General features: G+C 71.6%; 13 protein-coding genes. 3 read left to right on the top strand and 10 right to left on the bottom strand.

Annotated features, from left to right (window positions below; translation table 11 throughout):
* Positions 1-67: 67 nt before the first annotated feature.
* The 5 genes from ACGFIS_RS00965 to ACGFIS_RS00945 all read right to left on the bottom strand — a co-directional run bounded on the left by ACGFIS_RS00965 (position 68) and on the right by ACGFIS_RS00945 (position 5,074).
* A complete protein-coding gene (locus ACGFIS_RS00965; protein ID WP_392969300.1) occupies positions 68-2,146 on the bottom strand; it encodes an MMPL family transporter in 2,079 nt (692 codons plus the stop codon).
* A gap of 668 nt (positions 2,147-2,814) precedes the next feature.
* Positions 2,815-4,107, bottom strand: a complete 1,293-nt coding sequence (locus ACGFIS_RS00960) for a cryptochrome/photolyase family protein (protein WP_392907308.1) — start codon at positions 4,105-4,107, stop codon at positions 2,815-2,817.
* The gene (locus ACGFIS_RS00955; RefSeq protein WP_392907312.1) at positions 4,104-4,238 is read right to left on the bottom strand and encodes a tryptophan-rich sensory protein; all 135 of its coding nucleotides are present in this window, start codon (positions 4,236-4,238) and stop codon (positions 4,104-4,106) included. Before ACGFIS_RS00955 ends, ACGFIS_RS00960 begins: the two co-directional genes overlap by 4 nt.
* Before the next feature lie 113 nt (positions 4,239-4,351).
* On the bottom strand, positions 4,352-4,549 hold the full coding sequence (locus tag ACGFIS_RS00950) for a hypothetical protein (protein WP_392907315.1): 198 nt from the start codon (positions 4,547-4,549) through the stop codon (positions 4,352-4,354).
* Between the two features lie 141 nt (positions 4,550-4,690).
* Positions 4,691-5,074 carry a DUF5997 family protein gene (locus ACGFIS_RS00945; protein ID WP_392907318.1) on the bottom strand — a complete coding sequence of 128 codons (384 nt, stop codon included), beginning with the start codon at positions 5,072-5,074 and terminating at the stop codon, positions 4,691-4,693.
* A gap of 54 nt (positions 5,075-5,128) precedes the next feature.
* Between ACGFIS_RS00945 and ACGFIS_RS00940 the strand changes: the two genes are divergently transcribed.
* Both ACGFIS_RS00940 and ACGFIS_RS00935 read left to right on the top strand, forming a co-directional pair.
* A complete protein-coding gene (locus tag ACGFIS_RS00940) occupies positions 5,129-5,812 on the top strand; it encodes a LysR family substrate-binding domain-containing protein (RefSeq protein WP_392907321.1) in 684 nt (227 codons plus the stop codon).
* Positions 5,813-5,928: 116 nt separating this feature from the next.
* Entirely contained in the window at positions 5,929-7,539 is a 1,611-nt protein-coding gene (locus tag ACGFIS_RS00935; protein WP_392907324.1) for a protein kinase, read from the top strand.
* A 276-nt stretch (positions 7,540-7,815) separates the two neighbouring features.
* Here the strand turns inward: ACGFIS_RS00935 and ACGFIS_RS00930 are convergent, their stop codons facing one another.
* From ACGFIS_RS00930 to ACGFIS_RS00910, 5 genes are all read right to left on the bottom strand, one after another.
* Complete coding sequence (locus tag ACGFIS_RS00930) at positions 7,816-8,250, bottom strand: arsenate reductase ArsC (RefSeq protein ID WP_392907327.1); 435 nt, start codon at positions 8,248-8,250, stop codon at positions 7,816-7,818.
* 93 nt (positions 8,251-8,343) lie between these two features.
* A complete protein-coding gene (gene arsB, locus ACGFIS_RS00925) occupies positions 8,344-9,450 on the bottom strand; it encodes an ACR3 family arsenite efflux transporter (protein ID WP_392907330.1) in 1,107 nt (368 codons plus the stop codon).
* On the bottom strand, positions 9,447-9,755 hold the full coding sequence (locus ACGFIS_RS00920; protein WP_392907333.1) for an ArsR/SmtB family transcription factor: 309 nt from the start codon (positions 9,753-9,755) through the stop codon (positions 9,447-9,449). Before ACGFIS_RS00920 ends, arsB begins: the two co-directional genes overlap by 4 nt.
* Before the next feature lie 152 nt (positions 9,756-9,907).
* A complete protein-coding gene (locus ACGFIS_RS00915) occupies positions 9,908-11,122 on the bottom strand; it encodes an MFS transporter (RefSeq protein WP_392907336.1) in 1,215 nt (404 codons plus the stop codon).
* A 97-nt stretch (positions 11,123-11,219) separates the two neighbouring features.
* On the bottom strand, positions 11,220-12,854 hold the full coding sequence (locus ACGFIS_RS00910; RefSeq protein WP_392968880.1) for an FAD-dependent oxidoreductase: 1,635 nt from the start codon (positions 12,852-12,854) through the stop codon (positions 11,220-11,222).
* A gap of 124 nt (positions 12,855-12,978) precedes the next feature.
* Here ACGFIS_RS00910 and ACGFIS_RS00905 point away from each other — a divergent pair, with 124 nt between their 5' ends.
* Positions 12,979-13,344: an ArsR/SmtB family transcription factor gene (locus ACGFIS_RS00905; RefSeq protein ID WP_392907342.1), complete on the top strand. Its 366-nt coding sequence runs from the start codon at positions 12,979-12,981 to the stop codon at positions 13,342-13,344.
* Positions 13,345-13,359 lie beyond the last annotated feature (15 nt).

Genomic DNA, 13,359 nt, shown 5'->3' with positions numbered 1-13,359 from the left:
TCGGGCCCATGACGAGATCCGGGACGGGCCTGGGTCCCCGTCCCGGATCTCGTCCGTGCCGACGCGCTCACCGTTGCAGCGTGGGCTCCTGGTCGTCGGCGAGCGGCTGTCGACCGTCCGGCAGTTCCGCCGCTGGACGGGACAGCCGGTTCGGCCACCAGATCCGCCGGCCGATCAGCAGGGTGAGGGCGGGCACCAGGACCGACCGCACCAGCAGGGCGTCGAGCAGCACGCCGAAGGCGACCAGGAACCCGACCTCGATCAGCATCACCAGCGGAAGTGTCGTGAGGACCGCGAACGTGGCCGCCAGGACCACGCCTGCCGAGGTGATGACGCCACCGGTGGCGGAGAGGGCTTTGAGCATGCCCTCCCTGGTGCCGAGACGCACGGTCTCCTCCCGGGCCCGGCTGGTCAAGAAGATGTTGTAGTCGACGCCGAGCGCCACCAGGAACAGGAATGCCAGCAGCGGCACCGAATAGTCGATGCCCTTGAACCCGAGGATCGTGTCGAAGACGAACACGCTGCCGCCGAAGGCCGCGGCGAATGAGACGATCACGGTGGCCATCAGGACCAGCGGGGCCACGATCGCGCGCAGCAGCAGCCCGAGGACGATCAGGACGACGGCGAGCACCAGCGGCATCACCAGCCTCTCGTCGCGGCTGGTGGTCACCTCGGTGTCGAGGTTCTCCGCGCTCGGCCCGCCGACGATCGCCTCCGCCCCGCTCACCGCGTGCACGGCGGTGCGCACCCGCTTGATCGTGTCGTACTCCGCGGCGGTTTCCGGCGCGTCCGCCGGGAACGCGGAGATGTTGGCCCAGCCACCGCTGGTCTCCTCCGGGACGGCCAGGGCCACACCGCGAGTGTCCTTGACGATGTCGAGCACCCGCTCCTGGTGCGCCGGCCGCGTCAAGATCGTCATCGGCTGGCCGCCGAGCTCCGGGAAGTGCTGGCTGAGAACGGTGAACCCGGTGACCGACTCCGGCGCGGACAGGAACTGGTCCTGCTCCCGCAGGGTGCCGGTGTCGCCCGCCAGCCCGATGGCGAGCATGCCGAGGATTCCGAACGAGCCGAGCGTCGCAACCCACCGGCGGCGGTTGATGGCGGTGCCAAGCCGTCCCCACAGCCCCGGCTTCTCCTCCACGGCCGTGCTGAACCGCGGGATGGCCGGCCAGAAGATCCGCCTGCCGAGCACCACGAGCACCGCCGGGAACAGCGTCAGCATGGCCACCAGCGCGCACAGGATGCCGGCCGCACCGATCGGGCCCAACCCGCTGGTGCTGTTCAGGTCCGCGACGAGCAGGCAGAGCAGGCCGGCGACCACGGTGGCCGCGGACGCGACGATGGCCGGCGCCGCGCTGCGTAGCGCGTGGACCATCGCGACCCGGACGTTCTCGTGGTGGTGCAGTGTCTCCCGGTACCGGGAGATGAGCAACAGTGCGTAGTCCGTGCCGACGCCGAATACCAGGATCGTCAGCAGCGCCGAGTTCTGGCTGTTGACCACGATGCCGAAGCCCTTGACGAGCAGGTAGACGGTCGCCATCGCGGTCAGTGCGGCCGCGCCCACGGCCACCAGCGGGATCAACCACAACACCGGGCTGCGGTAGGTGAGGATGAGCAGGAGCGTGACGACGACGACGGTGGTGAGGAGGACCTGCAGGTCGATGCCGTCGAAGACGGCGTCCATGTCGCCGTCGATTGCGGCCGGGCCGGTCACGTCGAGTTCCAGGCCGGCGGGGCGGTCCTTCGCGGCGTCACGCAACGGGCCGACGACGGCCTCCGGTTCGCCGTAGGTCGTGCTCACCGGGAGGGTGAACATCATCGCCTCGCCGTCGGTGGAGGATCTCGTCGGTGGGCCCTCGTCCTCGCCGCCGGCGGGGTCCGCCTCCTTCGGCGGGTACCGCTTGGCAAGGGTGTTGTAGTGGCGCTCGACCGTCGTGCGGTCGGCGTCGGTCATGCCGCCGGCGCGGTGGTACACGAAGACGAACGTGTTGTCGTCACCCCCGGGGAGACCGTCCTCCAGCACCGCCACCTTGGTGGACTCTGCACTGGCCGGCAGGGTGTCCGCGGCGCTGTCGGTGGTGACCGAGCTCAACTTTCCGCTCAGCGGCACCATGAACGCCGCCAGCACCATCCACAGGCCGATCACCAACCACGGCACCCACCGACCGGCCAACCGACCGGCCGGCGCTTTCCCGGACGGCGCTGCGTTGACTGCCATCACTGGCCTCCTACATACGGGTCACTCCGCTGATCTGATGCCTGATTCCTACCGAGCGAACCTGAGACGACCGTTAATACCGAGGTGCCCCGGCTTCTGTGATGGGAGGCGAACCAGGAGGAGCTCGTGTCGCCCTATCCCGAGGCTGCGCTGTCGTGCTCGGCAGCCCAGAGGCGTTGGTGCGGTTGCGTGGTCCGGCCGGGAGTCCGCTGACGGTGGCCGAGTGGCTGGTGCGCTGGCCGGGCGGATGTTCCGAAACCCGCGGCGGACGCGGGCGGGGGTGAGGCGGCCGGGCTCGGCGGGTTTCTCCCAGGGCCGTCGTAGGTCCTTGGCGAGCCGCCGAGCGAGCCGGAGCTGTGTTTGGGAAGGATCTTGTCGCCGGGTTGCGCCGTGAGGACGTCGCCGTCCTGGCCGGGGTGAACGCCGACTACTACACCCGCCAGGTACCGGCTCCGCCGTATCGTTGAGGGATGCGGAGCGGGCGTGAGTCGCCGCGAGGTGCTAAGCCGACGCGTCCGGGACCACGTCGGTGCCCCCAGACGCCCGGTCGAGGGCGGACAGGTCCGCACTCCCTGCGCTGGTCACAGGTCGACCGGTCACTCGGGGAGGAGGATGGGCTCCGGATAGTCGAGCGTGCGCCGCACGGGCGCGGGTAGGGCCCATGGGCGGTGGACGCGCGAACCCTCGACGCCGGCGAGTTCGGGCACGTACCTGCGGACGTAGTCGCCGCGCGGGTCGAAACGGGACGCCTGCCGGAGCGGGTTCATGACCCGTTCCGGCCGGGTGCTGTTTCCGGTGCCGGCGACCCACTGCCAGTTCCCCGCGTTGTCGGCGATGTCACCGTCGGCGAGCCATTCCTCGAAGTGCCGCAGGCCGGCGCGCCAGTCGATCTGGAGGTTGCGGGTCAGGAAGGAGGCGGTGATGAGCCGTGCACGGTTGTGCATGAAGCCTTCGCGGTGCAGTTGGCGCATGCCAGCGTCCACGATCGGGATTCCGGTTCTGCCGGCGCGCCATGCGGCCAGGGCGTCCCGGTCGTCGTTCCAGTGCTGTCCGCGCGGCCGGTAGTCCTGGTTGCGCAGTCCGGGGAAGGCCGAGGCGACCTGGTGGTGGAAGTCGCGCCATGCCAGCTGGCGGCGGAACGCGTCCGGCCCGGCGCCCGCCAGTTCCCGAGGTGAGACGCAGCCGAATTTCACGTACGGGCTGAGCCGGGACGTCCGGTCGGCGGCGAGGTCGTCGTGGACCTTGTCGTAGGCGGCGGCGTCCCGGTGCAGCCAGTCGGCCACGCGCCGGCGTCCCTTCCGCTCGCCGCCGGGCGCGAGGTCGGGGGAGGTCTGGCCCGGCGTCAGCTCGGCGAGCGGCGGCAGCCGGCCCGCCTCGACACCGGACGGCAGGCGGACCGCCCCGGGCACGTCCGCGAGCGGACGCCACCGGGCCGCCTCCCAGGCCCGCCAGTACGGGGTGAACACCCGGAAGTGGTCCCCGCTGAGGGGCGTGAGTTCGCCCGGCGGGACGACCGTGATGCCGGGGTGCACCGAAATGTCCAGTGCGAGTCGGCGCAGCTGGGCGAGGCGCCGGGTCGCGTACGCCGACCGCTCGTCGGCCAGGAACAGTGACCCGGCGCGCGTGTCCTCGGCCAGCCGGGCGACCTCGGCGACCGGGTCGCCGCGCGCCACCACCAGGTCGCCGCCCAGCTCGCGCAGCGACCCGCGGAGGTCCGCGAGGCAGTCCAGGAGGAACCGGACGCGGTTGGGCGCGGCGAACGGACCGTCCAGGATCGCCCGGTCGAAGACGAATACCGGAACGACGCGGCCGGCCTGGCAGGCGGCGGCCAGCGCCGGGTTGTCGCGCACCCGCAGATCGCGGGTGAAGAGCATGATCGAGGTGCTCATCGCCGGCGATCGCGACGGTTGCGGTAGGCGATGTCGCCGTTCAACGCCGTGGCGAACGCGCACCACACCGCGTACGGGACCAGCGCGGCCCCCGCGGCGGTTCCCCCGTACGTCCTCCACCGGCTCCCCATCGGCCCCCACCTTGCTCGACCTCCAGTGTCATGCACCCGGCCCTTCCCACTGAGGCGGCGTCCTCACACCCGCGCCACCACTTCACGATGACGCGGTCGCAGAGCCCGACGTGTCATGTGCTCGGCTGGGGGACCTTGCAGTCGGCGGTGGGGTTGAGACCGATGTAGTTGAGCGGACCGGAGGCCAGGGTGATTCCGATCGTGGCGATTCTGGCGCAGCTGCCGTCGAACTGGGTGTAGTAGTGGCGCTGTCCCGCGGCGAGCGCTCCTATGATCAGCCAGGCGACGAGCATCCACCGTCCGGACCTCATCACTACCTCCGGTGACCGCTTCGCCGACTCTGGGGGTACGACAGTAACGACAAGGTCGTCCATAGTTAAGCAAGTCGGGCCGGGTGTGTCATGTCGCCAACGTCTCGCGCGGCCCGGCGACGGGCTCGGGAACCCGGATGGTCAGGCGTTGGTGCGCTGCTGCTTGAGGCGGAGTTCCTCCTTGCGGACCTCGGCTTGGACGGCCTGCTCGCGTTCCAGCCAGTCGGGCCCTTCGGCCTTCAGGTTCTCGATCTCGGCCGTGGTGAGCGGGCCCGTGATGCCGCCGCGGGCCAGACCTGAGATGGAGACGCGGAGCCTGGCGGCCACGACCTGGCGGGGGTGGGGCCCCTCACGGCGCAGGTTCGCCAGCCATGAGGGCGGGTCGGCTTGGAGCGCGTTCAGTTCGTCCCGGGAGACAGGACCTTCCTGGAACTCGGCGGGTGCTGCCGACAGCAGGATCCCCAGCTTCTTGGCCGCCGTCGCGGACTTCATGGTCTGCGGGGTCTTTGCTTTGGACGTGCCCATGTCTCAAGGGTAGCCAGCGAAAGGGAACCGTCTGGACGTGACTAGGGTGGCGGAGTGACCGATGGTGAGTTCCGGCTGGCCTACGTGCCGGGGGTGACGCCCGCGAAGTGGGCCGGGGTGTGGGCCGAGCGGGTCCGGGAGGTGCCGCTCCGCCTGCTGCAGATGCCGGCGGCCGAGGTCGTCCCCGTGCTGCGGAACGGCGGCGTGGACGCGGCGTTCGTACGCCTGCCCGTCGACCGCGAGGCCCTCCATGTGATCCCGCTGTACCTGGAGACGACCGTGGTCGTGGTGCCCAAGGATCACGCGGTGGCCGCGGTGGAGGAGGTGGAGCTCGCCGATCTCGCCGACGAGGACGTTTTCGAGCCGCTCGACGACGTCCTGACCTGGGACGGCCGTCCCGGGCAGTCTGCCTTCACCCGTCCTGAGAGCACCGCCGGCGCGATCGGGTTGGTGGCGTCGGGAACCGGCGTCCTGCTGCTCCCGCAGTCTCTGGCCCGCCTCCACCACCGCAAGGACCTCACCTACCGAACCGTGACCGACGCTCCTCAGTCCCAGATCGGCCTGGCCTGGCTCGAGGCCGAGACGACCGACCTCATGGAGGAACTGATCGGCATCGTCCGCGGCCGCACCCCCAACAGCTCCCGCGGCCGCAATCCCCGGCAGCAGCCCGCCCGTAAGAAGCCACCGCAACAGCGCCCCGCCTCCAAGCACCGCCGCCAGAAGCGCCGCCGGAGATGAGGAACCCGTAGCTTGGAGCGGACGGCATGCCGGCCCGTGGATCGGGATCTGAACTCCGGTGGCGGCCGGGGAAGGGCCCTCCTATCCTGCTCTTGATCTTGGAACAGGGGGGACGCGTGGAGGCTTTGAAGCCCGGCGATCCGCAGACGATGGGCGAGTACCGGCTCCTCGGCCGGCTGGGCGCCGGCGGCATGGGACGGGTCTTCCTGGGCCGCTCCCGCAGCGGGCGGACGGTGGCCGTCAAGGTGGTGCACCCCGAGTTCGCCCGGGACCCGCAGTTCCGGCGGCGGTTCCGCCGCGAGGTGAAGGCGGCGCAGCGCGTCGGAGGGGCCTGGACGGCGCCGGTCCTGGACGCCGACACCGACTCCGACACCCCCTGGGTCGCCACCGGCTATGTGCCGGGTCCCTCGCTCGAAGACCTGGTGGAGCGGCACGGCCCGCTGCCCACCGCGTCCGTCCTGGCCCTGGCGTCCGGGCTGGCCCACGCGTTGCAGGCCGTGCACGCCGTAGGGCTGATCCACCGCGACCTCAAACCGTCCAACGTGCTGGTGACCATCGACGGGCCGCGGGTGATCGACTTCGGCATCGTCAAGTCGGTCGATGACAGCGTCGTCACCCGCACCGGCGCCCTGGTCGGCACGCCCGCCTTCATGTCGCCCGAGCAGGTGCGCGGTAGCGAGCTCGGCCCCGCCAGCGACGTCTTCAGCCTGGGCTCGGTGCTGGCGTACGCGGCGACGGGCCGCCGACCGTACGGGACGCGCGTGCACGGTGTGCACGCCCTGCTCCTCCAGGTGACGCAAGGCCGCCCCGACCTCGGTGATCTGTCCGGGCCGGTCGGCGATCTCGTGGAGTCCTGCCTGGTGCAGGCACCGCAGGAGCGCACCACGCCGGCCGCGATCCTGGACGCGCTACCGCCGATGCCGCCCTCCTGGCTGCCCGCCGAGGTCGTCAGCGAACTGGGCCGTCACGCCGTCGGCCTGCTCGATCTGGAGAACCCCGCGGCTGCGCCGTCCACACCGGACCCGGCGCCGGCACCGTCCCGACCGGTCCCGGAGTCTGCCGTGGACCAGTCCTCCGCAATGGCCGTGCCCACGCCGGAGGGGTTCCCCACGTCTTCGGGCGGGCCCGCGGCCGCCGTCCCGCCCGCCGTGCGCCGTACCCCGCGTACCAGGATCTATCTGGCGACCGGGGCCGCCGCGACGACCGCCGTCGTCGCGATCGGAGCCGCCATCGCCCTCAACAGCGACCGGACCGCCGCCGATGGGGCTCCGCGGCCGTCCCGTACGGTCCGGGGCGACGTCCCGGCGGGCATGCTCGGGACCTGGGAAGGATCCACCAACAAGGCCGACACTGAGTCGGGAACCCTGAGCCGCGTCCGCCGCAACTCGGTGCCCGGCGCCCTGCGCGGACGCTGGACCGGGACCTCCGGTGCGATCACCGCCGTCCCCACCGAAGGCGCGGGCATGCGCCGGACATTCGTCCTGACCGACGGCACCGTCGGCACCGAAGCCGTCAGAATCAGCACGACGAACGCCGTCGGGCTCACCTGCGAGTCGACGGCCCTGCTCGTCTCCGCCGAGGACCCCATCCTCGCTTTTCCCAACCGGCTGCTCACCCAGGACCCGCGCTGCGTGCTCGGCGAGCTGCAGAGCCTGACACCGCGAGGTCAGGGCCTCGTCTGGGAGGATCCCGAAGTAGGTGAAAGCGCCAACCTCCAGCGTTCCTGACCGGCCTCGGTCACACCCCGCCACGCCGGAGCAGACTGTCGCGACCGTGCTCGCCCCGCTCCCCGAACCCGCCCGCGCCGCCTACACCACCCGGTGGCAGCCCACCTGCGCCGCCCTGAACCGCTAAAGCGCCGTCGCGTAACCGGGCCCTGGCGCGCCGACCGCGTTCTTCGTGCAAGCGTCCCGATGATGCCAAGCCAACGCGTCAGGTCCAGGTTGTGGAAGCCGCACCAGGATCCCGACTTCCGGGCTGCTCGGCGGTCGCGGGTCGCCGGCTCAACTCGACCGGGGGCCGCGTTCGTCGGATCGGTCGCCGGTGAGTTCGGCGGTGAGTCGTTCGATGCGGGCGCGGATTTCGTCGCGGATGGGGCGGACGGCGTCGACGCCCTGTCCGGCGGGGTCGTCGAGTTCCCAGTCGAGGTAGCGCTTGCCGGGGAAGACGGGGCAGGTGTCGCCGCAGCCCATGGTGATGACGACGTCGGAGGCCTGGACGGCGTCGGTGGTGAGGATCTTGGGTGTTTCGGCGGAGACGTCGATGCCCTCCTCGGCCATGGCCTGCACGACGGCGGGGTTGACCTGGTCGGCGGGGGCCGATCCGGCGGAGCGGACTTCGACCCTGTCGCCGGCGAAGTGGGCGAGGTAGGCGGCGGCCATCTGGGACCGTCCGGCGTTGTGGACGCAGACGAACAGGACGCTGGGCTTGTCGGGCATCGGTTTCCTCGCTGGTCGAGCATGGTGAGCAGGCCGGTGGTGAGCACGTCGGTGGTGAGCACGTCGGTGGTGAGCTGGCCGGTGGTGAGCACGTCAAGTCGTCCCCGCCTGCGCCGGTCGGGTGGTGAGGCGGCGGCGGAGCCACAGGGAGACGTACACCAGGGCGACCAGGACGGGGACCTCGATGAGGGGGCCGACGACACCGGACAGGGCCTGGCCGGAGGTGACGCCGAAGGTGCCGATGGCGACGGCGATGGCCAGTTCGAAGTTGTTGCCGGCGGCGGTGAAGGCCAGCGTCGCGGTCCGGGGGTAGGGCAGCCGGACGGCGTGGCCGAGGGCGAACGACCCACCCCACATGAGCGCGAAGTAGACCAGCAGCGGCAGCGCGATGCGGGCCACGTCGGCGGGCCGGCCGGTGATGGTGTCGCCTTGCAGGGCGAACAGGATGACGATCGTGAACAGCAGCCCGTACAGCGCGACCGGGCCGATGCGGGGCAGGAACCGGGTCTCGTACCAGTCGCGTCCGCGGGCCCTCTCGCCGGCGCGACGGGTGAGGTAGCCCGCCAGCAGCGGGACGCCGAGGAACACCAGCACGTTCACCACGATCGTGCCGGTGGAGAAGTGCACCTCGTCGGTGGCCAGGCCGAGCCAGCCGGGCAGCACCTTGAGGTAGAACCAGCCCAGAGCGCCGAACGCGACGACCTGGAAGATCGAGTTCAGGGCGACCAGGACGGCGGCGGCCTCGCGGTCGCCGCAGGCCAGGTCGTTCCAGATGATGACCATCGCGATGCAGCGGGCCAGCCCGACGATGATCAGCCCGGTGCGGTACTCGGGCAGGTCGGGCAGGAAGATCCAGGCGAGCGCGAACATGAGCGCGGGGCCGATCAGCCAGTTCAGCACCAGCGAGGAGACCATGAGCCGGCGGTCGCCTGTGACGGTGTCGAGGCGGTCGTAGCGGACCTTGGCCAGCACCGGATACATCATCACCAGCAGCCCCAGGGCGATCGGCACCGAGATGCCGCCGACCTCGACCTTGGCCAGCGCGTCGTCCAGGCCGGACACCGTGCGGCCGAGCCCGAGCCCGACCGCCATCGCGGCGATGATCCACACCGGCAGGAACCGGTCCAGCGTGGACAGCCTGCCCACCAGGCCGGACTCGGCGGTATCGGTCTGCGGCGTCGCCGGTTCGGTGGTGGTCACGGGCAGGGCCTCCTGGTGTCGCTGTCACGAGTGGTGCGGGCCTTCGTCGCCAGTTCGCCGAGCCGCTCGGCCAGGACGTCCAGTGCCTCGGGGCGCAGCCGGTAGTAGGTGAACCGGCCGCACGGCTCGGTCTCCACCACCCCGGCGTCCTTCAGCACCCGCAGGTGGTTGGAGATGTTGGTCTGTTTCGCGCCGGTCTCCTCCACCAGGTGGCACGTGCACAGCGCCTCACCGGCGAGCAGGGTCACGATCCGCGCACGCAGCGGATCCGCCAGCACCCGCAACACATCAACTTCTACTGACATCACCCTGGAATGATACAGGCCAGGGCATCGGACTCTCGCCCCCTACGACGAACGAGCAGCCGCATATGGGACATCACCGATGCTCCGAATTCCGGTGCTCCCAGGGGCTCGTCGCCAATCCGGTGCGGGCCCACCCGGGGCCCGCACCGCGGTCAGCATGTCGGCGTTGCGGGCCGGTGATCGGCGGTGGTGGCGTGCGGCGGTGCGGTGCCGGCGGCGAGCAGTGCCGCGAGGACGGCGGCGGCGGTCAGTGCCAGGAACATGTGGGGGTAGCCGCCGAGCCATGCGGCCAGGGCGGCTCCGGCGAAGGGGGCCAGCGCGGCGGCGATGGTGACGGGGGCGGCGAGGATTCCGGACAGGGCGCCGTAGGACGCGGCGCCCCAGCGGTCGGAGACGGCGGTGGCCTGCAGCAGGGTGGCGATGCCGCGCGTCGTGCCGGCCAGGAACGCCACGGCGATGAGCAGTGCGACCGGGCCGGGGATGACCGCGAGAGCGGCGGTGGTGGCGGCCGACAGTGTCAGGATCCAGACGGTGCGGGCGCGGACGCCGGTACGGCGCACCAGGGCGCCGTAGCCCAGGCGTCCGGCGACCTGGCCGATCCCGCCGAGGCCGAGCGCCCAGGCGGCGGTGCCGCTGGCGGCGCCGCGGGAGGTGAGCAGCGGGATGAGGCTGATCATCACCGCGTACATCGCGAACGCCGACAGAGTGAGCGCGGCGGCCAGCAGAAGGAACGGCCTGCTGCGCACGGTGCCCGAAACACCGGCGCGGTCACGGGCGCGTCCGGCCGGTCCGTCGCGTCCGCCCGAGGCGGCTTCGGGTGGTGGGGGCCAGGGGCGTCGCAGGGCCAGCAGGTGCAGCGGGATGGTGACGAGGGCCAGCACCGCTGCGAGTACCAGGTAGACGCCGCGCCACGACAGGTGGGCCGAAAGGGCGTCGGTGAGCGGCGCGAAGACGGTGCTGGCCAGTCCGGCGACCAGGGTGAGGGTCGTCAACGCGCGGAGGTGGTGGGGCGCGTAGTAGCGGGTCAGTGCGGCGAAGGCGGGCTGGTAGAGCACCGCGGCCATCGCGACGCCGGCGAGCAGCCAGGCGGCGGCGAAGCACACCAGGTTCGGCGCCGCCGCCACCGCGAGGACGGCGAGGACGGCCAGCAGCGAGCCGCCGGTCATCAGTGCCCGGGGACCGTGCCGGTCCAGTGCCCGGCCGACCGGGATGCCGGCCAGCGCGGCCACGATCAGCGCGGAGGAGAACGCGGCGGTGATGGCCGCGGTGGACCAGCCGGTATCGCGGGTGATGTCCCGTGCCAGGACCGGGAAGGCGTAGTACAGCACGCCCCAGCTGGTGATCTCGGTGACGCACAGCGCGGCCAAGGGGCTGCCGGTCGTTCTCGAGGCACGGCCGGCCAGTCCGCGGGCACCGGCGGCCGAAACCGCCGGTGCCCGGTCTCGCGTGACCGGTTCCGCCGCGTCAGGCATCGCCTCGTTCGGCCTCACCGGAGTGGCCGTGGAGGCGGCCGGTCGCGAACCCCGCTCCGGCCGGGGCGCCGACACCGACGGTGACCGGTTCGGATGCCGAGGTGCCGCAGCAGGAGGCGCTGTCGGGCCCGGCCTCAGTGGCGGCCTCCGGTCCGGTGGAGCACGAGGTTCCGCATCCGGCGTCCTCACCGGTGGCGCCGGGCAGCAGGTCCTCGGTGACCAGGCCGGTGGAGCAGACGCCGGTCTCGGGGAGGTCGAGCTGGACGGTGTCGGCGGCCTCGCGGTCTCCGGCGAGCGCGGCGGCGATGGAGCGGACCTGCTCGTACCCGGTGGCCATCAGGAAGGTGGGGGCGCGGCCGTAGCTCTTCATCCCGGCCAGATAGAAGCCGGTCTCGGTGTGGGTGAGGTCGCGTTCACCGTGCGGCGGGACCGTCCCGCAGCTGTGGAAGTTGGGGTCGATCATCGGGGCGAGTCTGGCCGGTGCCTCGGTGGCGGGGTCGAGGTCGACGCGGACCTCGCGGAGCATGTCCAGATCGGGCCGGAACCCTGTGGCCGCGACCACGTTGTCGGCCGGGAGGGTGCGTGCGCCGTCCGGGGTGTCGCCGGTGACCTGGACCGGTCCGGCGGCGGGGCCGCCTTCGGGCGCGGTGAAGCCGGTGATGGTGAATCCGCGGACCAGGTCGATCTCGCCGTCGTCCACCGCCTGCTTGAGGCGGGTGCCCAGGGCGCCGCGCGCGGGGAGGCCGTCGGCGTCGCCGCCGCCGTACAGCCGGGCCGCCGACGCGCCCCGCACCGCCCAGGTGATGCGGGTGCCGGGCTCGGTTCGGGCGAGTTCCGCCAGCGCGAGCAAGGTGTTGGCGGCCGAGTGCCCCATCCCGACCACCAAGGTGTGGCGGCCGGCGAAGCGGTCACGGTCACGGTTCAGGACGTCGGGTAGCGGCCCGGTCAGGTACGGTGCGGCCTCCTGCTCGCCTGGCGCGGGGAGACCGGAGTGCCCCAGCGGGTTGCCGCGTCCCCAGGTGCCGGACGTGTCGATGACGGCGCGGGCGGTGACGTCCTGGACGGCGCCGTCCGGGCCGACCGCGCGGACCAGCAGCGGACGCTCCTCGCGGCCGACCGTCCGGGTGACGTCCACCCCCTGACGGGCGACGGCCACCACGCGGGTGCCGGTGCGGATCCGCCCGGCCAGCGCGGGTACCTTCGCCAGCGGAGCCAGGTAGTCGCGCACCAGTTCGGCACCGGTCGGCAGCACCTCGGCATCGGGCAGGCGCCAGCCCGCCGGCTCCAGCAGCCGCCGGGCGGCGGCGTCGGTGTCGTACCGCCAAGGCGAGAACAACCGGACATGTCCCCACTCGGAGATCGCCGCGCCCGCCTCGGCCCCGGCCTCCAGGACGAGGAAGTCCTGGTCGCGTTCGGCCAGATGCGCGGCCGCGGCCAGCCCGACCGGTCCGGCTCCGATCACCACGACCGGCAGACCGTCGAACCGCCCGTCAACGGCCGAGCCGCGGCCGGCGTCGGCCTTTGCCTGCTGGACCGCCACCGCGGGGTTCTCGGCCACCGCGCCGTCGGTGCAGCAACCTCCCGTACCGGTGGGCTCGGGTTGCGGCCGTCCAGTCTCGTCGTTCACTCTGACTCCTTACGCGTTCGGGAGGGTTCGGGCGAGCAGCGCTCTCATCACAACCCTTGCTTAGATGTCTGTCTAAGCAGAGGTCAGTTTGCATCATTGCATAGATGGATGTCAATTTAGAGGCATGTCTAAGTCTCTGGCGCTTGAGAACCTGACAGAGCCCGCCTGCTGTGCACCGCTGAGCGGCCCGGCATTGAGCGACGCGGACGCGGCCGAGCTTGCCAAGGTGTTCAAGGCGCTGTCGGACCCGGTGCGGCTGCGCCTGCTGAACATGATCGCTTCGGTGGACGGCGGCGAGGCGTGCGTGTGCGACCTGACCGCCGCGTTCGAACTCACCGCGCCGACCATTTCCCACCACCTGAAGGTGCTGCGCCAAGCCGGGCTCATCGAGGGTGAGCGACGCGGCACATGGGTGTACTACCGGGTGGTGCCGGACAGGCTGACCCGCCTGTCCGGCCTGTTCACCCTGCCGACCCTGACACCGGCCTAACTCCGTCCCCTGCCT

The organism is Spirillospora sp. NPDC048824, from assembly GCF_043198455.1.
Classification (GTDB): Bacteria; Actinomycetota; Actinomycetes; order Streptosporangiales; family Streptosporangiaceae; genus Spirillospora.
Note: the sequence above shows the minus strand (reverse complement) of the source record. Positions and strands in the feature narration are given on the sequence as shown.

Excerpts from the sequence above, each read along its gene's own strand:
- ACGFIS_RS00930 (WP_392907327.1), bottom strand. The coding sequence starts at position 8,250 with ATGCCCGACAAGCCCAGCGTCCTGTTCGTCTGCGTCCACAACGCCGGA.
- ACGFIS_RS00960 (WP_392907308.1), bottom strand. The coding sequence starts at position 4,107 with ATGAGCACCTCGATCATGCTCTTCACCCGCGATCTGCGGGTGCGCGAC.
- ACGFIS_RS00955 (WP_392907312.1), bottom strand. The coding sequence starts at position 4,238 with ATGGGGAGCCGGTGGAGGACGTACGGGGGAACCGCCGCGGGGGCCGCG.
- ACGFIS_RS00945 (WP_392907318.1), bottom strand. The coding sequence starts at position 5,074 with ATGGGCACGTCCAAAGCAAAGACCCCGCAGACCATGAAGTCCGCGACG.
- ACGFIS_RS00905 (WP_392907342.1), top strand. The coding sequence starts at position 12,979 with ATGTCTAAGTCTCTGGCGCTTGAGAACCTGACAGAGCCCGCCTGCTGT.
- ACGFIS_RS00950 (WP_392907315.1), bottom strand. The coding sequence starts at position 4,549 with ATGAGGTCCGGACGGTGGATGCTCGTCGCCTGGCTGATCATAGGAGCG.
- ACGFIS_RS00920 (WP_392907333.1), bottom strand. The coding sequence starts at position 9,755 with ATGTCAGTAGAAGTTGATGTGTTGCGGGTGCTGGCGGATCCGCTGCGT.